Raw genomic sequence first — 20849 nt, 5'->3', positions numbered from 1 at the left:
CAGATCCGGCAGGGAAACGGGGCAGACTCGACCCCATGCGTACTGCGTACAAGGTGGAGACGGTCAGGACCGCCGAGCGGGAGTTGATGGCACGGCTGCCGGAGGGCGCGCTGATGCAGCGGGCGGCTGCCGGGCTCGCCGCCGCCTGCGCTGACCTGCTGGGGCGGGTGTACGGCCGTCGGGTCGTGCTGCTCATCGGGAGCGGGGACAACGGCGGGGACGCCCTCTTCGCCGGGGCCCGCCTGGCGCGGCGGGGCGCCGGGGTCACCGCCGTACTGCTCGCGCCCGAACGCGCCCACTCCGCTGGGCTGGCCGCACTGCGGCGGGCCGGGGGGCGGGCCGTGGGGATCGACGGACGGGCCGCGGAGGGCGGCGACCCGCGTGCCATCAGCGCCGAGGGAGACGTCGCGGCTGCCCTCACCGCCGGAGAGCAGGCCACGGCCACCCCCGCCGCCGCTGGACAGGCCACAGACACCCACCCCGTCGAGGCGCTGATCCAGCACGCCGACCTCCTCCTCGACGGCATCGTCGGTATCGGCGGCAAGGGCGGGCTGCGGCCCGACGCGGCCCAGTTGGCGGAGGTCGCCGACCGGGCGCGCTGCGCCGTCGTCGCCGTAGATCTGCCGAGTGGGGTCGACGCCGACTCCGGAGAGGTGCGCGGGGCAGCCGTCCGGGCCGACCTCACCGTCACGTTCGGGACGCACAAGCCGGGGCTGCTGATCGATCCCGCGCGGGAGTACGCCGGGTCGGTGCGGCTCGTCGACATCGGGCTCGCGCTTCCGGAGGAGGCCGAGCTGGAGGCCCTCCAACACGCCGACGTACGGCGGCTGCTGCCTGTGCCGACCGGTGAGAGCGACAAGTACCGGCGCGGTGTCGTCGGGATCGCCGCCGGCTCCGCGCGGTATCCGGGGGCCGCCGTGCTCGCCGTGTACGGGGCGCTGCGGGGCGGCGCCGGGGCCGTGCGGTACGTCGGGCCCGCCGCGGACGCCGTGATCGCCCGCTTCCCCGAGACGCTCGTGTCGGACCAGGGGCCGAAGCACGCCGGGCGCGTGCAGGCCTGGGTCGTGGGACCGGGCGCCGGGGACGACGCCTCGGCCGTGGGCGAGGTGCTGGGGTCGGACGTGCCGGTGCTCATCGACGCGGACGGGCTGCGGCTCGCCGACCGGGACGCCGTACGCGCGCGTACCGCGCCGACGCTCATGACCCCGCACGCCGGAGAGGCCGCCGCGCTCCTCGGGGTGCCGCGCGAGGAGGTCGAGGGGGCGCGGCTCGCCTCCGCGCGGGAACTTGCCGGGCGCTACGGCGCGACCGTGCTGCTCAAGGGGTCGACCACGCTGGTCGCCGACGCCGGCGGCGGTGCCGTACGGGTGAATCCGACCGGGACGGCGTGGCTGGCGACGGCAGGCAGCGGAGACGTGCTGTCCGGCCTCGCGGGGTCCCTGCTCGCGTCCGGGCTGAGCGCGCTGGACGCCGGCAGCGTGGCCGCCTACCTGCACGGCCTGGCCGGACGGTTCGCGGCGGACGGGGCGCCGGTGGGTGCGCACGACGTGGCCGAGGCGGTGCCGGCGGCATGGCGGGACGTACGGGACGTACGGGACGCATGAACGCTTCTGCGAAGGAGACATCCTGATCCCGCGAACTAACACCTGATGGGACTAATGCGGGTCGGCCGAGTGTGCGGAGCCCGAAGGGCGATGTTTCGCTGACGGCATGGATGAGCCACATATACGCGGCACCACCCGACGCGAGTTGCTCGGCGGTGCGGCAGTCGTACTGGGCAGTCCCGTCCTCGGTTTCCGCGAGGACACCCCGGATCCCCCGGATCCACCGGAGGACGAGCCCGGCGGGAACTGCGGCAGCGACTACGACGCGGAATTCGAGGAACTGCTGGCGGCCGCCGAGGACATCGAGGTGGAGGACGACCGCTCCCTCGCACCCGCCAAGTGGGCCCGCCCCCTCCGCAAACGGGCCCGCGTGACGATGCGATACGGGGTGCGGGGCAACTGGCTGGTCGGCTACCACACCGGAATCGATCTCGCCGTACCGAAAGGAACCCCGCTGTACGCGGTGGGCAGCGGAGTCGTCGTCCTGGCCAGTTGGTCGGGGTCGTACGGAAAGGCCGTGACGATCAAGCTGAGTGACTCCCGTTACGTCGTCTACGGCCATCTCTCGCGCATCTCGGTCGCGCGCGGTGCCAAGGTCAAGGCCGGCACCCGCATCGGGAGCAGCGGCGCCACCGGACGCGCCACCGGCCCGCATCTGCACTTCGAGGTCCGTGCCCGGCGTCCGTACGGCTCGGACATCGACCCGGTGAAATACCTGGCCCGGCACGGACTCAGCCTCTGACACGCGTGCGTGTGCGCGTCTGCGGGGACGCGCTCAGTGGTGGTGTCAGTCGCCTCTGAGACACTGGGGGCGCCATGAACGAGACAGCAACCGCCCCGACCGCACCGCTGCGCGCCCGCGCCGAGATCGACCTGGACGCGCTGCGGGCCAATGTGCGGACCCTGCGCGCGCACGCGCCGGGCGCCGCCGTCATGGCCGTGGTCAAGTCCGACGCGTACGGCCACGGCGCGGTGCCGTGCGCCCGCGCCGCGGTCGAGGCGGGGGCGCGCTGGCTGGGGACGGCCACGCCCGAGGAAGCCCTCGACCTGCGCGCGAAGGGCATCGACGGCGTTCGGATCATGTGCTGGCTGTGGACGCCCGGCGGGCCGTGGAGAGAAGCGATCGAGGCCGATCTCGACGTCTCCGTCAGCGGAATGTGGGCGCTGCGAGAGGTCACCGACGCGGCCCGGCAGGCCGGCCTCCCCGCGCGTGTGCAGCTCAAGGCCGACACCGGTCTCGGGCGCGGCGGCTGCCAGCCCGGTGAGGACTGGGCCGAGCTGGTCGCCGAGGCCCTGAGCGCCGAGGCGCAGGGCCTGCTGCGCATCACGGGGCTCTGGTCGCACTTCGCCTGCGCCGACGAGCCCGGGCATCCCTCCATCGCCGCCCAGCTCGCCCTCTTCCGGGAGATGCTGGCGTACGCCGAGGGCCGGGGCGTGCGCCCCGAGGTGCGGCACATCGCCAACTCGCCCGCCACGCTCTCCCTTCCGGAGAGCCACTTCGACCTCGTCCGGACCGGGATCGCGGTCTACGGCATCTCGCCCAGCCCCGAGATCGGCGCCCCCGCCGACTTCGGGCTGCGCCCGGTGATGACGCTGTCGGCGTCGATCGCGCTGGTCAAGCGCGTCCCGGGCGGCCACGGCGTCAGTTACGGCCATCACTACGTCACCCCCGGCGCAACCACCCTCGGCCTGGTCCCCGTCGGCTACGCGGACGGCATCCCGCGGCACGCCTCCGGGACCGGCCCGGTGCTGGTCGACGGCAAGTGGCGCACGGTCGCCGGACGGATCGCCATGGACCAGTTCGTGGTCGACCTCGGCGGCGACGAACCGCCGACCGGAACCCGGGCCGTGCTCTTCGGCCCCGGCGACCGGGGCGAGCCCACCGCCGAGGACTGGGCACAGGCCGCGGGCACCATCGCCTACGAAATCGTGACCCGCATCGGAACACGCGTTCCTCGCGTCTATGTGAACGAGGAACAAGCGGGGTAACCGCACAGTGCGTGTGTGAGAACGGCCGGTGCGGCAACACCAGCTTCAGCGTCACCACGAAGAACACCAGCAACCCGGTATCACCCGACCCAGCGAACAGGAGCGGTACGTGAGCGAGAGCAGTGCGGAGGCCGTCGTAGACGCCGCTTCGGTGGCCCTCGCCTCCGCTGCGGCGGCGGGTGGCGGCTGGCGCCGGGCGACCGGCATCGCGGGCGCCGCGATAGGCGTGGTCGCCGCCGGAGCCGCGGCCGGGGTGGCCATCGAACGGCTCACCGTCGGGCGCGGGATGCGGCAGAAGGCGCGCCTCGCCCTCGACTCGACCGGGCCGTACGGCTCACTGCGCGGCACCCCCGGCAAGGCGTACGCCGACGACGGCACCGAGCTGTACTACGAGGTCGACGACGTGGACCCGGAGGCCGTCCCCCCGCTGTCGCCGCGCAGGCGCCGGCTGTTCGGACGCAAGGCACCCGCCCCCGTGACCGTCGTCTTCAGCCACGGCTACTGCCTCAGCCAGGACTCCTGGCACTTCCAGCGGGCGGCCCTTCGGGGCGTCGTACGGACCGTGCACTGGGACCAGCGCAGCCACGGCCGGTCCGGGCGGGGGGCGCGGCAGGTGCAGGACGGGGTGGCGGTCGACATCGAGCAGCTGGGGCGGGACCTGAAGGCCGTCATCGACGCGGCCGTGCCGCAGGGGCCGATCGTGCTGGTCGGGCACTCCATGGGCGGCATGACCGTCATGGCGCTGGCCGACCAGTTCCCCGAGCTGATCCGCGACCGGGTGGTGGCGGTGGCTCTGGTCGGTACGTCGTCCGGGCGGCTCGGCGAGGTCAACTTCGGGCTGCCCGTCGCGGGCGTCAACGCCGTACGGCGGGTGCTGCCGGGCGTCCTCAAGGTGCTGGGGCAGCGGGCCGACCTGGTGGAGAAGGGGCGGCGGGCCACCGCAGACCTGTTCGCCGGGATCATCAAGCGGTACTCCTTCGCCTCCCGGGACGTGGACCCGGCCGTCGTCCGGTTCGCCGAGCGGATGATCGAGGGCACCCCGATCGACGTGGTCGCCGAGTACTACCCGGCGTTCGACAACCACGACAAGACCGCCGCCCTCGCCCACTTCGCGGACAAGCCGGTGCTCGTCCTCGCCGGAGTGGGGGACATGGTGACGCCGAGCGAGCACAGCGAGGCGATCGCCTCCCTGCTGCCGGAGGCGGAGCTGGTACTGGTTCCGGACGCCGGGCACCTCGTCATGCTGGAACACCCGGAAGTGGTCACCGACCGCCTCGCCGACCTGCTCACCCGCGCGGGTGCCGTGCCCGCAGGGGCTACCGTTGGCGGTTATGGAAGCAGTACCGCGCAACCCGGTTGAGACCGAGCTGACCGTCACCTCCCCCGAGCAGATGCGCGAGCTGGGCCTGAAGCTCGCCAAGCTGCTGCGCGCCGGGGACCTCGTGATGCTCAGCGGGGAGCTCGGCGCGGGCAAGACGACGCTGACCCGCGGACTCGGTGAGGGGCTCGGGGTGCGGGGGGCCGTGACCTCGCCGACCTTCGTGATCGCCCGGGTGCATCCGTCCCTGGGGGACGGGCCGCCCCTCGTCCACGTGGACGCTTACCGCCTGGGTGGCGGGCTCGACGAGATGGAGGACCTCGACCTCGACGTGTCGCTGCCGGAGTCGGTGATCGTCGTGGAATGGGGCGAGGGCAAGGTCGAGGAGCTGACCGACGACCGGCTCCAGGTCCAGATCCACCGCGCGGTCGGGGACACCACCGACGAGGTGCGGTACGTGACGTTCACTCCGCTCGGGGAGCGGTGGGCGACGGCCGACCTCGGGGTGCTCACCGCCTGAGGGGCGACCGCGTTTTCATCAACGTTCCGACAATCCGTCGGCAAGATGTTGCATTTGGTGTCTTGTGCGTGGTCACATGGTACCCAGCTCGTAGTTAGGTGTACCTAACTACGCCCGCCCCCGAACTTCAGGAGGCGTCCATGTCGGCCACCGAGAACCGGCCCCAGCAGCAGCCGTACGCGATCGCCGGCGGCGTGTCCATGCGAGATCTGCTGGCGTCCTGTGCGGCGGCGGAGGCCGTCTCCACACCCCCGCGACTGCCCGATCCGGGTACGGCGACGGCGGCTGCTGCCGAGCGTCCGAAAGCGGCCTGATCGCCCCAGACCGGCCTGAAGCCGGTTCAGTGGATCACCACGACCTTCACGCCGATCGTCGCGAAGGACCACATCGCGTCGCCGTCCGCGCGGGACTCCCGGATGCCGCCCGTGCGTACAGGAGTGGCGTCGGCGGCGGGGGTCGCCTTGTCCTTCACGGCCGCGCTGAAGCCGATCGCCACGCCGTCGACGTCGGCGAAGCGGACGACGTGTTCGATGGGGGTGCCGTCGGTGCCGGTCACCGCGCCCGAGCGGGAGGTGACCGCGTAGGTGCCGGGGGCGGGGTGGATGTTGCCCGGGGTGATCGCGAAGGTGCGGGTGACCTTGTCGCCGGGTGCCACGAGCCAGACTCGGTTGCCGTTCAGGGAGTACACGACGCGTCGTCCGGTGCCGGAGCTTGGCGGGAGGGCGTTGGGGTTCTGCTTGGCCAGGGGGTGCCGGGAGGCGGTGGCCGCGGGGGTGCCGGTGTGTTTTGCGGTGGGGACTGTTGCGGAGGCCTGGTAGGCGAGGAAGCCGACCGTTGCGAGGGCTGCTGTGGTGAGGGCGGTCACGAAGGCTGCGTTGCGGGGGGCCACCGGGTCACCTCTTGTGTGCTTGGTCCTGATTTGTGGTGACCGTAGCAGCTTGGCGGTCGTCTGCTGCGCCGTCGTGGCTTGTCGCGCCCACGCGGAGGAGTCGCATGTCGATAGAGCCCCGCGCCCCTGAAAGCGGCCTGCGGCCGCCCCAGGGTCGCCGGAGCCGTAGGCTGTTTGCGTGCTCTTGCTCGCTCTGGATACCGCCACTCCTGCCGTGACCGTCGCCCTGTATGACGGGCGGGATGTTCTCGCCTCGTTCAGTCAGGTGGACGCGCGTCGGCACGGGGAGCTGTTGTTGCCGGCCGTCGATCGGGTGCTCGGGGAAGCGGGGGTGAAGCTGGACGCCGTCACCGGGGTCGTCGTGGGGACCGGGCCCGGGCCGTACACCGGGCTGCGGGTCGGGCTCATGACCGCGGACACCTTCGGGCTCGCGCTCGGGATCCCCGTGTACGGGATCTGCACCCTGGACGGACTCGCCCACGCCGCCGACGTCGGTGACGGGCCCTTCGTCGTGGCGACCGACGCGCGGCGCAAGGAGGTCTACTGGGCGCGGTACGAGGACTCCCGTACCCGGATCGGTGAACCCGCGGTCGACCGGCCCGCCGACATCGCCGAGCGGGTCGAGGGACTGCCCGCGGTCGGCGCGGGGGCGCTGCTCTACCCCGACACCTTCCCGGACGCCCGCGAGCCCCGGCATGTGTCGGCCGCCTCGCTCGCCGCGCTCGCCGCCGAGCGGATCGAGGCCGGGCAGGAGCTGCCCGCCCCGCGGCCGCTGTACCTGCGGCGCCCCGACGCCCAGGTGCCCAAGAACTACAAGGTGGTCACCCCCAAGTGACCACACCTGTGACTCCCGTACTGCGTGAGATGCGCTGGTGGGACATCGATCCCGTCCTGGAACTGGAGAAGGACCTCTTCCCGGAGGACGCCTGGTCCCGGGGCATGTTCTGGTCCGAGCTGGCGCATTCCCGGGGTCCGGCGGCGACCCGGCGCTTCGTCGTGGCCGAGGTGGGCGGGCGGATCGTCGGATACGCGGGGCTCGCCTCCGCCGGCACGGCGGACGACGGCGGCCCCGCCGCGCAGGCCGACGTGCAGACCATCGCCGTCGCCCGCGACCACTGGGGCACCGGCCTCGGCTCGGTGCTGCTGACCGAGCTGCTGCGGGCCGCGACCGCCTTCGAGTGCGCCGAGGTGATGCTGGAGTGCCGGATCGACAACATCCGCGCCCAGAAGCTCTACGAGCGCTTCGGCTTCGAGGCCATCGGCTTCCGGCGCGGCTACTACCAGCCGGGCAATGTGGACGCCCTGGTCATGCGACTGACCACAGCACCCGACAGCGGCTCCGCCGCGGGTTCAACTTCCGTACGAGGAACCGAGATCAATGGCTGACGAACCCCTTGTCCTGGGCATCGAGACCTCCTGTGACGAGACCGGCGTCGGCATCGTCCGGGGGACCACCCTGCTGGCCGACGCCATCGCGTCCAGCGTCGACGAGCACGCCAGGTTCGGCGGAGTGGTGCCGGAGGTGGCGAGCAGGGCGCACCTGGAGGCCATGGTCCCCACCATCGACCGTGCGCTGAAGGAAGCGGGGGTGAGCGCGCGGGACCTCGACGGCATCGCCGTCACCGCGGGGCCCGGGCTCGCCGGCGCGCTCCTCGTCGGGGTCTCCGCCGCGAAGGCGTACGCCTACGCCCTCGGCAAGCCCCTCTACGGCGTCAACCACCTCGCCTCCCACATCTGCGTCGACCAGCTGGAGCACGGCCCGCTGCCCGAGCCGACGATGGCGCTGCTGGTCTCCGGCGGGCACTCGTCCCTGCTGCTGTCCTCGGACATCACCTCCGATGTCCGTCCCATGGGCGCGACCATCGACGACGCGGCCGGCGAGGCCTTCGACAAGATCGCCCGGGTGCTGAACCTCGGCTTCCCGGGCGGCCCGGTCATCGACCGGTACGCGCGCGAGGGCGACCCGACGGCGATCGCGTTCCCGCGCGGTCTGACCGGTCCGCGCGACCCGGCGTACGACTTCTCCTTCTCCGGCCTGAAGACGGCGGTGGCCCGCTGGATCGAGGCCAAGCGGGCCGCGGGGGAGGAGGTGCCGGTGCGTGACGTGTCGGCGTCCTTCCAGGAGGCGGTCGTGGACGTGCTGACCCGCAAGGCCGTGCGGGCCTGCAAGGACGAGGGCGTCGACCACCTGATGATCGGCGGCGGCGTGGCCGCGAACTCGCGGCTGCGGGCGCTGGCCCAGGAGCGTTGCGAGGCCGCCGGGATCCGTCTCAGGGTCCCCCGGCCCAAGCTGTGCACCGACAACGGCGCGATGGTCGCCGCCCTGGGCGCGGAGATGGTGGCCCGCAACCGCCCCGCCTCCAGCTGGGACCTCTCCGCCGACTCCTCCCTGCCGGTGACCGACCCGCACGTCCCGGGCCACGACCACGTCCACGAGGTCAGCAAGGAGAACCTCTACACATGACGGTCGCGCTGATGTGGGAGGCCCGGGCGGTCGAGGGCCGCGGCGAGGCGCTGCTGGCCTGGGCCCGCGGTCAGGAGCTTCCCGTACGGCCGCTGCGGCGCGAGACGTTCCGGGCGCCCGAGGACCGCGTCCTGGTCATCACGTGGTGGGACGCGGCCCACGACGCCGAGCTGCCCGAACTTCCGGAGCCGGACGGGGACTTGGCGAGCCGGGCCGTGCATCGGTGGCGGTTCGAGTCACTCGGCACGGAGTGAGTTCACCCCGTCTCCGCCACCTCCGTCTCGCACCGCAGCCGCCGGTCCGGGCCCAGCTCCCGCACCGGGCCCGTGAGATGCAGCCGCTCCGTGTGCCGGTTCTCCGCGCTCGACGCGGCCAGCCGTAGCTCCAGGTCGCCCGGTTCGACGATCCGTCGGCCCTTGCGGTCGGTGAAGGCGGACAGGTCGGCGTGGAAGTGGAAGGTCACGCGACGGGACTCGCCCGGGGCCAACTCCAGCCGCTGGTAGCCGATCAGGCGGACGTCCGGGCGGGTCACCGAGGCCACCGGGTCGTGCAGATACAGCTGGACGACCTCGGCGCCCGGGCGCTCGCCCGTGTTGCGGACGGTGACGGCGAGGTCGTAGGAGCCGTCGGTGGTGATCCCTGGTGTCGAGCCCTCGACGTCCTCCCAGGCGAACTCCGTGTAGGAGCGGCCGTGTCCGAAGGCGTACAGCGGGGTCGGGTCCAGGTTGCTGGCCCCGCCCGCGAGGCCGAGCGGGGGCTGGAGGTAGGTCCAGGGCTGGCCGCCGGGCACCCGCGGGACGCTCACCGGGAGGCGGCCCGAGGGGTTGATCCGGCCCGAGAGGACTCCGGCGACCGCGGGGCCGCCCTCCTCGCCGGGGAAGAAGGCCTGGACGACCGCGCCGAGCCGGCCGTGCCAGCGGCCCAGCGCGTAGGGGCGGCCGGTGAGGAGGACCAGGACGACCGGGACGCCGGTGGCGACCAGGGAGTCCAGCAATTCGCCCTGCACACCGGGCAGTTGCAGGTCCGTCACATCGCAGCCCTCGCCCGAGGTGCCGCGTCCGAACAGGCCCGCCCGGTCGCCGAGCACCGCCACGCAGACGTCCGCCTCGGCGGTCCGGGCCACCGCCTCCTCGAAGCCCGCGGTGTCCGGGTCGTCGACCCCGCAGCCCTCGGTGAACGTGACCTTGGCGTCGGGGAGTTCGGCGCGCAGGGCCTGAAGAACCGTGGGGATCTCGACGCCCATCGGGACGTCGGGGTGGTGGGTGAGGACGTGGGAGGGGAAGGAGTAGCAGCCCAGCATGGCGAGGGCGTCGGCGGCGCGGGGGCCGACGACCGCGATCCGGGTGTCGGGGGCCAGCGGGAGCAGACCGTCCGGGTTGTCGAGGAGGACCACCGACTCCTCGGCGAGGCGGCGGGCCAGGGCGCGGTTGGCCGTCGAGTCGAGGTCGATCCGCTCGGCGGGCTCCGGGTTCCAGTCCTCGTCGAGGAGCCCGAGCTCGCACTTCTGGAGCAGGACCCGGCGGGCCGCCCGGTCGATCAGGGACTCGGGGACCTCCCCGGCTCGGACCGCTTCCACGAGCGGTTTGCCGTAGCACTTCACCGTCGGCAGTTCGACGTCCAGGCCCGCGTCCAGGGCCGCGTGGGCCGCGCCCGCCTCGGTGCCGGCGATCCGGTGCTGGGTCTGGAGGAAGCCGATGCCGAAGTAGTCGGCGACCACCGTGCCGGTGAACCCCCACTGCTCACGCAGGAGTTCGGTCAGCAGGCCGGGGTCGGCGGAGGCCGGGACGCCGTCCGTGTCGGTGTATGCGGCCATCACCGAGCGGGCCCCGCCCTCGCGCAGGGCGAACTCGAAGGGCGGCAGGGTGATGTCGGCGAACTCCCGCACCCCCGCCCGCACGGGCGCGAGGTTCCGGGCGCCCGCCGAGGAGGCGTACCCGGCGAAGTGCTTGAGCGTGGCGACGATCCCGGCCGACTCCAGGCCCCGCACATACGCGGCGCCGATCGTGCCCACCAGGTACGGGTCCTCGCCGATCGTCTCCTCGACCCGTCCCCAGCGCGGGTCGCGGACGACGTCCAGAACGGGGGCCAGGCCCTGGTGGACGCCGACCGAGCGCAGGTCGCGGCCGATGGCCCGGGCCATCTCCTCGACCAGGCCGGCGTCGAAGCTCGCGCCCCAGGCGAGCGGCACCGGATAGGCGGTGGCCCGCCAGGTGGTGAAGCCGGCCAGGCACTCCTCGTGCGCGAGCGCGGGGATGCCGAAGCGGCCCGCGTCGGCGATACGGCGCTGGGCGCGGGCCAGTGCCTGCGCGCCCAGCGCCGGGTCCACGGGGGCGGTGCCGAAGGGGCGGGTGAGCTGGCCCAGGCCGTGGGTGATCAGCTCGTCCCAGTCGTAGTCGGCGGTCATCTCGCTCTGCAGGGGGGCGACTCCGTCCCCGTCCGCGCTGGCGCCCACCCACACGCCGTAGAGCTGGGCGGTCTTCTCCTGAAGGGTCATCCGGGAGAGGAGGTCGTCGACGCGGGCGGCGGCGGGCAGGGCGGGGTCACGCCAAGGCGCGGTGGTCATGTAACTCCTGTCGGGCTCGACTGTCGGGTCGACGACGACTTCGCGAATGTTTCGAGATGTAATCCGAATGTTTTGGGAACCTAGGGCCGTCGGAAGGGTTCGTCAAGAGGTCGCGCAGGGATACGATCGCCGCCATGACACCCCCGGAGCCCGCTGAAACCCGGACGACTTCCCCTACGGCGGGAAGGTCCCCGCAGACCGCCACCCTTGCCGAGATCGCCCGGGAGGCCGGCGTGTCGGCGCCGACAGTTTCGAAGGTCCTCAACGGCCGTGCCGATGTCGCGCCCGCGACCCGCGCCCGCGTCGAGGACCTGCTGCGCGCGCACGGCTACCGGCGCCGGCGTGCCGAGGCGAGCCGTTCGCCTCTGATCGACCTGGTCTTCCACGAACTGGAGAGCGCGTGGGCGATGGAGGTCATCCGGGGCGTGGAGAACGTGGCCCGGGACGCCGGACTGAGTGTCGTGCTCAGTGAGAGCGCGGGGCGGCTCACCCCCGGGCGCACCTGGGCCGACCAGGTCGCCGCCCGCCGCCCCTACGGGGTGATCCTCGTGCTCTCCGGACTCGACGAGTCCCAGCGCGCGCTGCTCGGCAACAGGTCGATCCCGTTCGTGGTGATGGACCCGGCGGGCGATCCGGGCGCCGACGTGCCCTCGATCGGCGCGACCAACTGGCAGGGCGGCCTCGCCGCGACCCGGCACCTCGTCGAACTGGGTCACCGCAGGATCGGGGCGATCACCGGGCCCTCCCGGATGATGTGCAGCCGCGCCCGCATCGACGGCTACCGGGCCGCCCTGGAGACCGCGGGCCTGCCCGTCGACCCCGAGCTGATCATGGCCGGCGACTTCCACCACGAGACCGGCTACCGCCAGGGCCTGGAGCTCCTGCGCCGTCCGGACCGTCCCACCGCGGTCTTCGCCGGCAACGACCTCCAGGCGCTCGGCCTGTACGAGGCCGCGCGCGAGCTGGGCCTGCGGATTCCGGAGGACCTGAGCGTGGTCGGCTTCGACGACCTTCCGGTGGCGCCCTGGGTGGGCCCGCCGCTGACGACCGTACGCCAGCCGCTGACCGAGATGGCCGAGGCGGCGGCCAAGCTGGTGCTGGATCTGGGGCGGGACGCGGGTAATCCGGCGGCGACGCGGGTGGAGCTGGCGACGAGCCTGGTGGTGCGCAGCAGCACGGCGCGCTGCGCTGGGCTTGAGCGGGACGCCTGTTGAGGTGCCGGGTCAGGTTGTGGGGCGGGTGCGGGGTCGGTGGGGGCTGGTGTTTTGCGCAGTTCCCCGCGCCCCTGAGGTGCCTGCGGCGGCCTGTTGCGGTTCGGTGGGGGCTTGTGTAGCGCGTGCGGTGTGTTGTGGGTCGGGGCCGGGGTGGGGGGTATCCGTCCTCGGTCCGGCGGCTCGGTCCCTGCAACAGGGGCTCTGTAACGGACGCCGGCCGCTGCGGGCGGACACCCCCCACCCTGTCCCCTGCGCGCAGTACGCGGCCAACGGCCCGTCCTGGTGTGGCGCCGGAAGGTGACTATTGACGGGTGGGGCGGCTGCGCCCACACTCCTCCGAAGCCAATCGGTTGGACGACCGAAACTTTCGGAGGCACCCGCATGAGATCTCTGAGAACCGGCTTACCCCTTCTCCTCCTGGGCGCGCTCTTGGCCACGGCACCCGCCGCGCACGCCGCCGACCCGCCCCTGCGCGACCTCGCCGACGCCAAGGGCAAGGTCATCGGCACGGCCGTCACCGGCTCCAAGCTCACCGGCACCTACGGCGACCTCGCGGGGGCGCAGTTCAACGCGCTGACCCCCGGCAACGCCATGAAGTGGGGCTCGGTCGAGCCGACCCGGGGCAGCTACGACTGGGCCGAGGCCGACCAGATCGTGAACTTCGCGGAGGCGCACGGTCAGCAGGTGCGCGGCCACACCCTGGTCTGGCACAGCCAGAACCCGAGCTGGCTGACGAACGGCACCTGGACCTCCGCCCAGCTGAGCACGCTTCTCAACGACCACATCGCGCTCGAAGTGGGCCGTTACAAGGGCCGGCTCGCCGCCTGGGACGTCGTCAACGAACCCTTCAACGAGGACGGCACCTACCGCCAGACCCTCTGGTACAACGGCCTCGGCACCGGCTACATCGCCCAGGCCCTCACCGCCGCCCGCGCCGCCGACCCCGCCGCCAAGCTGTACATCAACGACTACAACGTCGAGGGCGTCAACGCCAAGAGCACCGCTCTGTACAACCTGGTCAAGTCGCTGAAGGAGCAGGGCGTTCCGATCGACGGCGTCGGACTCCAGGCCCATCTGATCGTCGGTCAGGTGCCCTCGACCCTCCAGCAGAACATCCAGCGCTTCGCCGACCTCGGTGTCGACGTGGCGATCACCGAGCTGGACATCCGGATGGCACTGCCCTCCGACAGCACGAAACTGGCCCAGCAGGCCGCCGACTACAGGGCCGTGACGAACGCCTGCGTGGCCGTCGCGCGCTGCGCCGGCGTCACCGTGTGGGGCTTCACCGACTCCGACTCCTGGATCCCGAGCACCTTCCCGGGACAGGGCGCGGCGACGCCGTACGACGAGAACTACGCGCCGAAACCGGCGTACTACGCGATCGCCCAGGCGCTCGGCGGCAGCGGTCCCTCGACGGACGGCTGCACCGCGAAGTACGCCGTGACCAGCCAGTGGAACACCGGGTTCACGGGCCAGGTGACGGTCTCCTGCGCAGGCGGCTCGCTGTCGTCCTGGAAGGCCGGCTGGACGTTCGGCGCGGGGCAGCGGGTCACTCAGGCCTGGAACGCGACCTGCACCCAGTCCGGCGCGGCGGTCAGTTGCTCGAACGCCTCCTACAACGGGACGGTTCCGGACGGCGGTTCGGTGACTTTCGGATTCAATGGCTCATGGAGCGGCAGCAACCCCGTACCCGCCGTTGAACTGGGCTGATCACGAGATGAGAAGTCTGAGAATTTCCGAAGTAATCCTGTCTGAAGGTTCCTGCCCGTAATAATTCGGACTTACGTTCCTCCCTGTGACGGGACAGGAAGAGAGCGGAGACGTCGGCAGAAGACCCGGTCGGCGGCCGAGACTGCTGAAGGCCGCCGGCCTCACCTTGGCGGGTTTCCTGGTGCTGGGCGTGGGGACGGCCGGCTGGGTGTACTGGCATCTCAACAGCAACATCAAGAGCGTCGACATCAACAGCGCGCTCGGCGACGACCGCCCCGCGAAGGCGGTGACCACGCCCACCCCGTCCGGCACCGTCTCCGCCACCCCCCTGCCCACCGAGGCCGTCAACATCCTGGTGCTGGGCTCGGACTCGCGCAGCGGCAAGGAGAACCAGGCGCTCGGCGGGGGCAGCAGCACCGGTGCCCGCTCGGACACCGCGATGGTCGTGCACATCGACGCGGGACGCACCAGGGCGACCGTCGTCAGCATCCCGCGCGACACCCTCGTCACCCGTCCGTCCTGCCCGCTGTCCGACGGGGGCTCCACCGCGGTGGCGTACGGGGCGATGTTCAACAGCGCCTATTCGGTGGGCGGTCCGGTGTGCGCGGTGAAGACCGTCGAGTCGATCACGAACGTCCGCATGGACCACTACCTGGAGATCGACTTCTCGGGCTTCGCGAAGCTGGTCAACGCCCTCGGCGGCGTCACGGTCACCACGGACGAGGACATCGACGACGACGACAGCCACCTGCATCTGAAGGCGGGCACCCACCACCTCGACGGCAGGACGGCCCTCGCGCTCGCCCGCACCCGGCACGGCATAGGCGACGGCAGCGACCTCGGCCGAATAGGCCTCCAGCAGAAGCTGGTGAAGGCCCTGCTGGAGCAGATGTCCTCGACGAACATCCTCACCAGCCCCACCAAGCTGTACTCCGTCGCCGACGCGATCACCGGCAGCCTCACCACCGACACGGGACTCGACTCCCTGACCGAGCTGATGAGCCTCGGCGAGAGCCTGAAGGGCCTGTCGGCGGACGAGGTGAAGACCGTGACCATGCCGGTGGTGACCGCGCCCTCCAACCCCAACCGGGTGGTGGCGGAGGAGCCGGCCGCGAGCAGGCTGTGGGAGTCGCTGCGCTGACCACCGTGACCGGGGTCAGGTTGCCGGGAAAAAATCTCCGAGGAAATTCCGCGGAGTCTGTCGATCCCGGTCTCTCCCGATCGACGCACTGGTGGGAGGCCGGAAAGGACCGGCCTCGAAGCGACCGAGGAGTCACCATGCCGCGTTACCTGTCGATGGTCCAGATCGACGAGAAGACCGCCCCCGCCGAGGGCCCCAGCGACGCGCTGATGCAGCGGATGGGCGAGCTGATCGAGGAGATGACGAAGGCCGGGGTGCTCCTCGACACCGCCGGGCTGACGCCGACCGCGCAGGGGAGCCGGGTGCGCTGGGAGAAGGGGCAGCTGTCAGTGACCGACGGGCCCTTCACCGAGGCCAAGGAGGTCGTCGGCGGGTACGCGATCGTGCAGGCCAAGGACATGGCCGAGGCGATCGAGTGGACCAAGCGCTTCCTGAAGGTGCACGAGGAGCACTGGACGGTCACCTGCGAGGTCCGGGAGATCGTGGAGGGCTGAGAGCCTGTGTCACATCCCCGGTCGGGCGCCCGCCGCCTGGCACGCACGTCCGCCACGAGAGCGCTCCGGCGCCTTGCGCTCGCGCGGGGGCCCCATGACGACGTGCGCTGATCCGACCGGGATGTGACACAGACTCCGAGCCCCTTCCACGGCCGCGGGGCCGGTTCACCTTCCTTGGCGGTACGGCCGTAACGGTGTCGAATGGGGGGCTGTGACCACCTCACAGCCCTCCCACACCGATGTCCGCACCTCCGTCGAGACCGTCTTCCGCATGGAGTCGCCCCGCATCATCGCCGGTGTCACCCGTGTCGTGCGGGACGTCGGCATCGCCGAGGAGCTCGCGCAGGACGCGCTGGTCGCCGCCCTGGAGCAGTGGCCGCGCGACGGCGTCCCCGACAACCCGGGGGCCTGGCTCATGGCCATCGCGCGGCGCAAGGCCGTGGACCTGGTCCGCCGCCGCGAGAACTACGCCCGCAAGCTGGCCGAGATCGGACGGGACCTGTCGGAGACCGCCCCGCCCGAGGAGCCGTCCGACCCGGAGGACATCGACGACGACCTGCTCAGGCTCGTCTTCACCACCTGCCACCCGGTGCTGTCCGCGGAGGCCCGCACCGCCCTCACCCTGCGTCTCCTCGGCGGCCTGACCACCCCGGAGATCGCCCGCGCCTTCCTCGTCCCGGAGGCCACGGTCGCGCAGCGCATCGTGCGCGCCAAACGGACCCTCGCCACGAAGAACATCGCCTTCGAGGTGCCCTACGGCCCCGACCGCGAGGCCCGCCTCGGCTCCGTCCTGGACGTCATCTACCTGATCTTCAACGAGGGTTACGCGGCCACCGCCGGCGACGACTGGCTGCGCCCCTCCCTGTGCGAGGACGCCCTGCGCCTGGCCCGCCTGCTGTCCGCGCTGATGCCCAAGGAACCCGAAGTGCACGGCCTCGCGGCCCTGTTGGAGTTCCAGGCCTCCCGCACGGCCGCCCGCACCGGCCCGCGCGGCGAGCCGGTCCTCCTCAAGGACCAGAACCGCAGCCGCTGGAACCGCATGCTCATCGCCCGCGGCATCAAGGCGCTGGGACGCGCCGACGCCACGGCCACCGGAGCCCCCGGCCCCTACGCCCTCCAGGCCACCATCGCCGCCTGCCACGCGCACGTGTACTCCTACGAGGAGACCGACTGGCGGGCCATCGCCACCCTCTACGGCCTGCTCGCCGCCCGTGCTCCCTCCCCGGTCGTCGAACTCAACCGCGCGGTCGCCGTCTCGATGGCGGAGGGCCCGGGCCCGGCCCTGGAGATCGTCGACGCGCTCACCGGCGAACCCGCCCTGGACGACTACCACTTGCTGCCGAGCGTCCGCGGCGACCTCCTCGCCCGCCTCGGCCGTACGACCGAGGCGCGGGCCGAGTTCGAACGGGCGGCCGCGCTGACCCGCAACGAACGGGAGCGGGACATGCTCCTCGACCGGGCACGGGAGTGCGGTCAGTAATCCGTTGCCGAACGGTTGTTCATCAGTAAATTCGTTCCCCTTGTGTCCCGTTCACGATCTACAGTGATTCGGCCTCTGTGGAGAGGCTGTGAAGACCCGTGTGGGGGATGACAACTTGAGACTGTTCACGCGCCGCCGTGCCGCGGCGCTCGCGACCGCGGCGGCGCTCGCCGCGGTGGGCACCCTGGCCGCCGCGCCCGGCGCCGCCGCCGACGACGCGGGCCCCTGGCCGGGCACCGAGGGCCGCCTCCTGACCGACGGCCCGGTGCTGGTGACCCCGTCCACCGGAGCGACCGCCCAGATCCCGAACTCCGGCTCGGGCTCCGACGGGGCCTGGGCGCCGGACGGCAGCCGCTTCGTCACGGCCTACGGCCAGGACATCACCAGCATCCGCCCCAGCGGCGCCTCGAAGTTCACCCTGCCGACGGCACAGGGCGTGCGCTCCAGCGCCGTCTACGAGGACCTGACCTTCTGGTGGGGCGGCCAGTACGTCGTCTTCTCCACCGGCGGCCAGCTCGTCTACGGCCCCTCCGACGGCTCCTACGCGCCCAGCCCGCTGCTGACGGCCGCCCAGGAACCGTCCACCGTCTGCGACACCGACCCGACGGCGAGCCCGTCCGGCAAGCTCGCCTTCGAACGCCGTATCAACTACGGCTGCTACGACAACGCCGGGGTCTACGTCTTCGACCCGGCGGCCAAGACGGTCAAGCGGGTGCTGGCCAACGCCGAGCAGCCCGCCTACTCGCCCGACGGTACCCAGCTGGCCTTCGTCCGCAAGGACACCGACGGCAAGCTCCAGGTCTTCACGGCGAAGGCCGACGGCACCGAGGTCAAGCAGGTCACCACGGGCCCCGGCTACGCCGTCAACCCGTCCTGGTCGCCGACCGGCAAGCGCATCGTCTTCGACGCGCACACCACAGGCGACAGCGCCGACGTGCACACCACCGCGTACGTCGACCTGGCCACCGGCGCGCTCACCACGGTCCCGGGCACCCCGCAGGGCTCCAACCCCAGCTGGCAGCCGCTGCGCAAGAACAACACCGCCCGCGTCTGGGGCGCCGACAGCTACACCACCACCGTCGCGGGCTCCCGCTGGACCTGGAACAAGGTCGGCCAGCACGCGCCGGGCCTGATGGACGCCAAGGCCGCGGTCCTCACCAACCGGGACAGCACGGCGTACGCGCTCACCGCGCCCGCGCTGGCCGGCAAGAAGCAGGGGCCGGTGCTGCCGACCCCGAAGACCGGGCTGTCCGCGGCGGTGAAGGCCGAGCTGAAGCGGGTGCTGAAGCCGGGCGCAAACGTGTACCTCCTCGGCAACACGTCCATCCTGAGCAGCAGCGTCACCTCGCAGGTCAAGGCCCTCGGCTTCACGCCCAAGCGGCTGAGCGGCGCGGACCGTTACGCGACCTCGGTCGCCGTGGCCAAGACCATCACCACCGGCCCGAAGTACGTCTTCCTGGCCTCCGGCACCGACGCCTACGCGTCCCTCCCGGCGGCCGCGGCGGCCGGCGCCGACGGCACGAGCAGCGCGGGCGGCCTGGTCCTGACCAACGGCAAGAAGCTGACCTCGTCGGTGAAGTCGTACCTCAACGGCCTCAACCCGAACAAGACCATGATCATCACGGTGGGCGCGGACGCCAAGTACGCCCTCACCCACTCGACGTTCTCCCGCTGGCCCTCCTCGTACTCGTACTACCCGATCACGGGCGGCACGAAGGAGTCCCTCTCGGTGAACCTCGCCAAGTTCTGGTGGAGTGCCCCGGGCAGCGTGGCCCTCGCCTACTCCGGTTCCTGGCGCGACGGACTGTCCGCGGCCGCGGCGATGAACGTCTTCGGGCCCGTCCTGTGGACCACACGCCCCGCCCTGTCGAAGGAGGTCTCCGGCTACCTCCTGCGCGAGTCCGCGAGCGCCAACTCGGTGATCGCCTTCGGCGGTTCGGGCTCGGTGACGGCGGGCGCGCTGAGCACCGCGGGCGCCGCGGCCGCGGCGACCGGCAGCCAGGTCGTCTACACGGCGTTCTACAACGGCGACGTGCCCGCAAGCACCCGGATGAGCAGCCAGGCCGTGCGTGCCGACTCCGGTCCGTCCGCCACCGCGGCACGACCGGGACCGCTCGGAGCCGACCCGCACCTGGAGCCGCTCAGGACGCTCCAGCGCCAGTAACGGCCGTCGCGGGGGCGCCGATCAGCATGGTCGGCGCCCCCGCGACCCGGGTCAGGAACACGGTCGCCGAGTGAGGCCCCTGCGCCTTCGGCAGAGCCTTGCGCCGCAGCTCCTCCGGCTCGACGGCCGACCCCCGCTTCTTCACGGTCAGGATCCCGACCTCGCGTTCCCGCAGCACTGCCCTCAACTTCTTCACGTTGAAGGGGAGTTGGTCGGTGATCTCGTAGGCGGTGGCGTACGGGGTCGCGACCAGGGCGTTTGACGTCACGTACGCGATGGTGGGGTCGACGAGTCCGCCCTCGACCTCCGCCGCCACCTCGGCGACCAGATGGGCCCGGATGACGGCCCCGTCCGGCTCGTACAAGTACCGCCCCACGGAACGGACTTCGGGATCGGGCAGTCCCCGGCCGAGCAGCGTCCGCGGCCCCGGCAGCAGGGTCGCCCGTACCTCGCCCGGCGCGGTGCCGAACCACAGCACGGCCTCCTTCACGTCCCCGCCGTCGGAGATCCATTCCGCCTCGGCCGCCTCCGGGACCGCCTCGTGCGGAATGCCGGGCGCGACCTTCAGCGCGGCGTGCGGGGCCTTGAGGGCCGCCTGGACGGCCCATGACAGCGGCGGCGAGTAGGCCTCCGGATCGAAGATCCGCCCACGGCCGCCCCGCCGCGCCGGATCCACGAACACGGCGTCGTACGTGGCCGTGTCGACCTCCGTGACATCGGCTTCCTGTACGTCGATCAGGTCGGCGAGTCCCAGCGCGTCCGCGTTCGCCCGTGCGGCCGCCGCCGTCAGTGGGTCCCGGTCCACCGCGAGGACCCGGATCCCGGCCCGGGCCAGCGCGATCGCGTCCCCGCCGATCCCGCAGCACAGGTCGGCGACCGACCGCACTCCCAGCGCCCTGAAACGCTCTGCGCGATACGCCGCCACGCTCGCCCGGGTCGACTGCTCCACCCCGTTCGGCGTGAAGAACATCCGACCCGCGTCCTCGGCCCCGAACTTCGCCACCGCCCGCTGCCGCAGCCGGGCCTGGCCGAGCGCCGCGGAGACCAGTTCGGCGGGGTGCTCTCGGCGCAGCCGGGTGGCCACGGCGAGTTCGTCGGCGGGGGCGGTACCGCGCACCTGGTCGAGGAGGGCACGGCCCTCGGGGGTGAGGAGGGGGGCGAGGTCGTTCACCGGGTCATTGTGGGCCAGTCGGTGGACCGTGTGCTTCCGGCAGCGGTGTCTGCCCGGCCGCACCGCCGTGACCTGCGAGGATCCGACCTCATGGGAACAGTAGGACAAAACTACAAAAACAGTGCGTT

19 protein-coding genes are annotated in these 20849 nt (G+C 72.1%); 16 read left to right on the top strand and 3 right to left on the bottom strand.

Annotated elements, in window-relative coordinates; all coding sequences use genetic code 11:
- Window positions 1-35 precede the first annotated feature (35 nt).
- The 6 genes from AB0D34_RS29565 (at window position 36) to AB0D34_RS29540 (ending at window position 5745) form a co-directional block, all read left to right on the top strand.
- Window positions 36-1604, top strand: a complete 1569-nt coding sequence (locus AB0D34_RS29565) for an NAD(P)H-hydrate dehydratase (RefSeq protein WP_362666714.1) — start codon at window positions 36-38, stop codon at window positions 1602-1604.
- 106 nt (window positions 1605-1710) lie between these two features.
- The gene (locus AB0D34_RS29560) at window positions 1711-2346 is read left to right on the top strand and encodes a M23 family metallopeptidase (protein ID WP_362666712.1); all 636 of its coding nucleotides are present in this window, start codon (window positions 1711-1713) and stop codon (window positions 2344-2346) included.
- Window positions 2347-2420: 74 nt separating this feature from the next.
- Window positions 2421-3593: an alanine racemase gene (gene alr / locus AB0D34_RS29555; protein ID WP_362666710.1), complete on the top strand. Its 1173-nt coding sequence runs from the start codon at window positions 2421-2423 to the stop codon at window positions 3591-3593.
- A 109-nt stretch (window positions 3594-3702) separates the two neighbouring features.
- On the top strand, window positions 3703-4953 hold the full coding sequence (locus AB0D34_RS29550) for an alpha/beta hydrolase (protein WP_362666708.1): 1251 nt from the start codon (window positions 3703-3705) through the stop codon (window positions 4951-4953).
- Entirely contained in the window at window positions 4925-5431 is a 507-nt protein-coding gene (gene tsaE, locus AB0D34_RS29545) for a tRNA (adenosine(37)-N6)-threonylcarbamoyltransferase complex ATPase subunit type 1 TsaE (RefSeq protein ID WP_362666706.1), read from the top strand. Before AB0D34_RS29550 ends, tsaE begins: the two co-directional genes overlap by 29 nt.
- A 140-nt stretch (window positions 5432-5571) precedes the next feature.
- Window positions 5572-5745, top strand: a complete 174-nt coding sequence (locus tag AB0D34_RS29540) for a hypothetical protein (protein ID WP_362666704.1) — start codon at window positions 5572-5574, stop codon at window positions 5743-5745.
- Window positions 5746-5771: 26 nt separating this feature from the next.
- Here AB0D34_RS29540 and AB0D34_RS29535 read toward each other — a convergent pair whose 3' ends face one another.
- On the bottom strand, window positions 5772-6320 hold the full coding sequence (locus AB0D34_RS29535) for a hypothetical protein (RefSeq protein ID WP_362666702.1): 549 nt from the start codon (window positions 6318-6320) through the stop codon (window positions 5772-5774).
- A gap of 178 nt (window positions 6321-6498) precedes the next feature.
- Between AB0D34_RS29535 and tsaB the strand changes: the two genes are divergently transcribed.
- From tsaB to AB0D34_RS29515, 4 genes are read left to right on the top strand one after another with little or no spacing between them, the layout of a single operon-like run.
- Window positions 6499-7155 (top strand): tRNA (adenosine(37)-N6)-threonylcarbamoyltransferase complex dimerization subunit type 1 TsaB, encoded by a 657-nt coding sequence (gene tsaB / locus AB0D34_RS29530; RefSeq protein ID WP_362666699.1) that lies wholly within the window; start codon window positions 6499-6501, stop codon window positions 7153-7155.
- The gene (rimI, locus tag AB0D34_RS29525; RefSeq protein ID WP_362666697.1) at window positions 7152-7706 is read left to right on the top strand and encodes a ribosomal protein S18-alanine N-acetyltransferase; all 555 of its coding nucleotides are present in this window, start codon (window positions 7152-7154) and stop codon (window positions 7704-7706) included. The genes tsaB and rimI overlap by 4 nt, the downstream gene beginning before the upstream one ends.
- Window positions 7699-8784, top strand: coding sequence for a tRNA (adenosine(37)-N6)-threonylcarbamoyltransferase complex transferase subunit TsaD (gene tsaD / locus AB0D34_RS29520; RefSeq protein ID WP_362666695.1), 1086 nt, complete (start codon window positions 7699-7701; stop codon window positions 8782-8784). Before rimI ends, tsaD begins: the two co-directional genes overlap by 8 nt.
- Window positions 8781-9038, top strand: a complete 258-nt coding sequence (locus AB0D34_RS29515; RefSeq protein WP_362666693.1) for a hypothetical protein — start codon at window positions 8781-8783, stop codon at window positions 9036-9038. Before tsaD ends, AB0D34_RS29515 begins: the two co-directional genes overlap by 4 nt.
- A gap of 2 nt (window positions 9039-9040) precedes the next feature.
- On the opposite strand, the gene AB0D34_RS29510 is transcribed toward AB0D34_RS29515, so the two are convergent.
- On the bottom strand, window positions 9041-11347 hold the full coding sequence (locus AB0D34_RS29510; protein WP_362666691.1) for a glycoside hydrolase family 3 N-terminal domain-containing protein: 2307 nt from the start codon (window positions 11345-11347) through the stop codon (window positions 9041-9043).
- 134 nt (window positions 11348-11481) lie between these two features.
- On the opposite strand from AB0D34_RS29510, the gene AB0D34_RS29505 reads away from it, so the two are divergent.
- The 6 genes from AB0D34_RS29505 (at window position 11482) to AB0D34_RS29480 (ending at window position 19550) form a co-directional block, all read left to right on the top strand.
- Window positions 11482-12561, top strand: a complete 1080-nt coding sequence (locus AB0D34_RS29505; RefSeq protein ID WP_362666689.1) for a LacI family DNA-binding transcriptional regulator — start codon at window positions 11482-11484, stop codon at window positions 12559-12561.
- Window positions 12562-12942: 381 nt separating this feature from the next.
- Window positions 12943-14271, top strand: coding sequence for an endo-1,4-beta-xylanase (locus AB0D34_RS29500; RefSeq protein WP_362666687.1), 1329 nt, complete (start codon window positions 12943-12945; stop codon window positions 14269-14271).
- Window positions 14272-14356: 85 nt separating this feature from the next.
- Entirely contained in the window at window positions 14357-15412 is a 1056-nt protein-coding gene (locus AB0D34_RS29495; protein ID WP_362666684.1) for an LCP family protein, read from the top strand.
- 137 nt (window positions 15413-15549) lie between these two features.
- On the top strand, window positions 15550-15906 hold the full coding sequence (locus AB0D34_RS29490) for a YciI family protein (RefSeq protein ID WP_362666682.1): 357 nt from the start codon (window positions 15550-15552) through the stop codon (window positions 15904-15906).
- 271 nt (window positions 15907-16177) lie between these two features.
- Window positions 16178-17386: a sigma-70 family RNA polymerase sigma factor gene (locus tag AB0D34_RS29485; RefSeq protein WP_362666825.1), complete on the top strand. Its 1209-nt coding sequence runs from the start codon at window positions 16178-16180 to the stop codon at window positions 17384-17386.
- A gap of 115 nt (window positions 17387-17501) precedes the next feature.
- Window positions 17502-19550 (top strand): cell wall-binding repeat-containing protein, encoded by a 2049-nt coding sequence (locus tag AB0D34_RS29480; protein ID WP_362666680.1) that lies wholly within the window; start codon window positions 17502-17504, stop codon window positions 19548-19550.
- Here AB0D34_RS29480 and AB0D34_RS29475 read toward each other — a convergent pair.
- Window positions 19528-20721, bottom strand: coding sequence for a methyltransferase domain-containing protein (locus AB0D34_RS29475; protein ID WP_362666678.1), 1194 nt, complete (start codon window positions 20719-20721; stop codon window positions 19528-19530). The two genes, AB0D34_RS29480 and AB0D34_RS29475, sit on opposite strands and share 23 nt — an antisense overlap.
- Window positions 20722-20849: the final 128 nt, after the last annotated feature.

Source organism: Streptomyces sp. NPDC048420 (assembly GCF_040651535.1).
GTDB lineage: Bacteria > Actinomycetota > Actinomycetes > Streptomycetales > Streptomycetaceae > Streptomyces.
This window is presented reverse-complemented; position numbering and strand designations above follow the sequence as displayed.

What these genes read in the sequence shown, in the direction of transcription:
- AB0D34_RS29565 (WP_362666714.1), top strand. Translation starts at nt 36, where the DNA reads ATGCGTACTGCGTACAAGGTGGAGACGGTCAGGACCGCCGAGCGGGAG.
- AB0D34_RS29560 (WP_362666712.1), top strand. Translation starts at nt 1,711, where the DNA reads ATGGATGAGCCACATATACGCGGCACCACCCGACGCGAGTTGCTCGGC.
- alr (WP_362666710.1), top strand. Translation starts at nt 2,421, where the DNA reads ATGAACGAGACAGCAACCGCCCCGACCGCACCGCTGCGCGCCCGCGCC.
- tsaE (WP_362666706.1), top strand. Translation starts at nt 4,925, where the DNA reads ATGGAAGCAGTACCGCGCAACCCGGTTGAGACCGAGCTGACCGTCACC.
- AB0D34_RS29540 (WP_362666704.1), top strand. Translation starts at nt 5,572, where the DNA reads ATGTCGGCCACCGAGAACCGGCCCCAGCAGCAGCCGTACGCGATCGCC.
- tsaD (WP_362666695.1), top strand. Translation starts at nt 7,699, where the DNA reads ATGGCTGACGAACCCCTTGTCCTGGGCATCGAGACCTCCTGTGACGAG.
- AB0D34_RS29515 (WP_362666693.1), top strand. Translation starts at nt 8,781, where the DNA reads ATGACGGTCGCGCTGATGTGGGAGGCCCGGGCGGTCGAGGGCCGCGGC.
- AB0D34_RS29510 (WP_362666691.1), bottom strand. Translation starts at nt 11,347, where the DNA reads ATGACCACCGCGCCTTGGCGTGACCCCGCCCTGCCCGCCGCCGCCCGC.
- AB0D34_RS29505 (WP_362666689.1), top strand. Translation starts at nt 11,482, where the DNA reads ATGACACCCCCGGAGCCCGCTGAAACCCGGACGACTTCCCCTACGGCG.
- AB0D34_RS29500 (WP_362666687.1), top strand. Translation starts at nt 12,943, where the DNA reads ATGAGATCTCTGAGAACCGGCTTACCCCTTCTCCTCCTGGGCGCGCTC.
- AB0D34_RS29490 (WP_362666682.1), top strand. Translation starts at nt 15,550, where the DNA reads ATGCCGCGTTACCTGTCGATGGTCCAGATCGACGAGAAGACCGCCCCC.
- AB0D34_RS29485 (WP_362666825.1), top strand. Translation starts at nt 16,178, where the DNA reads ATGGAGTCGCCCCGCATCATCGCCGGTGTCACCCGTGTCGTGCGGGAC.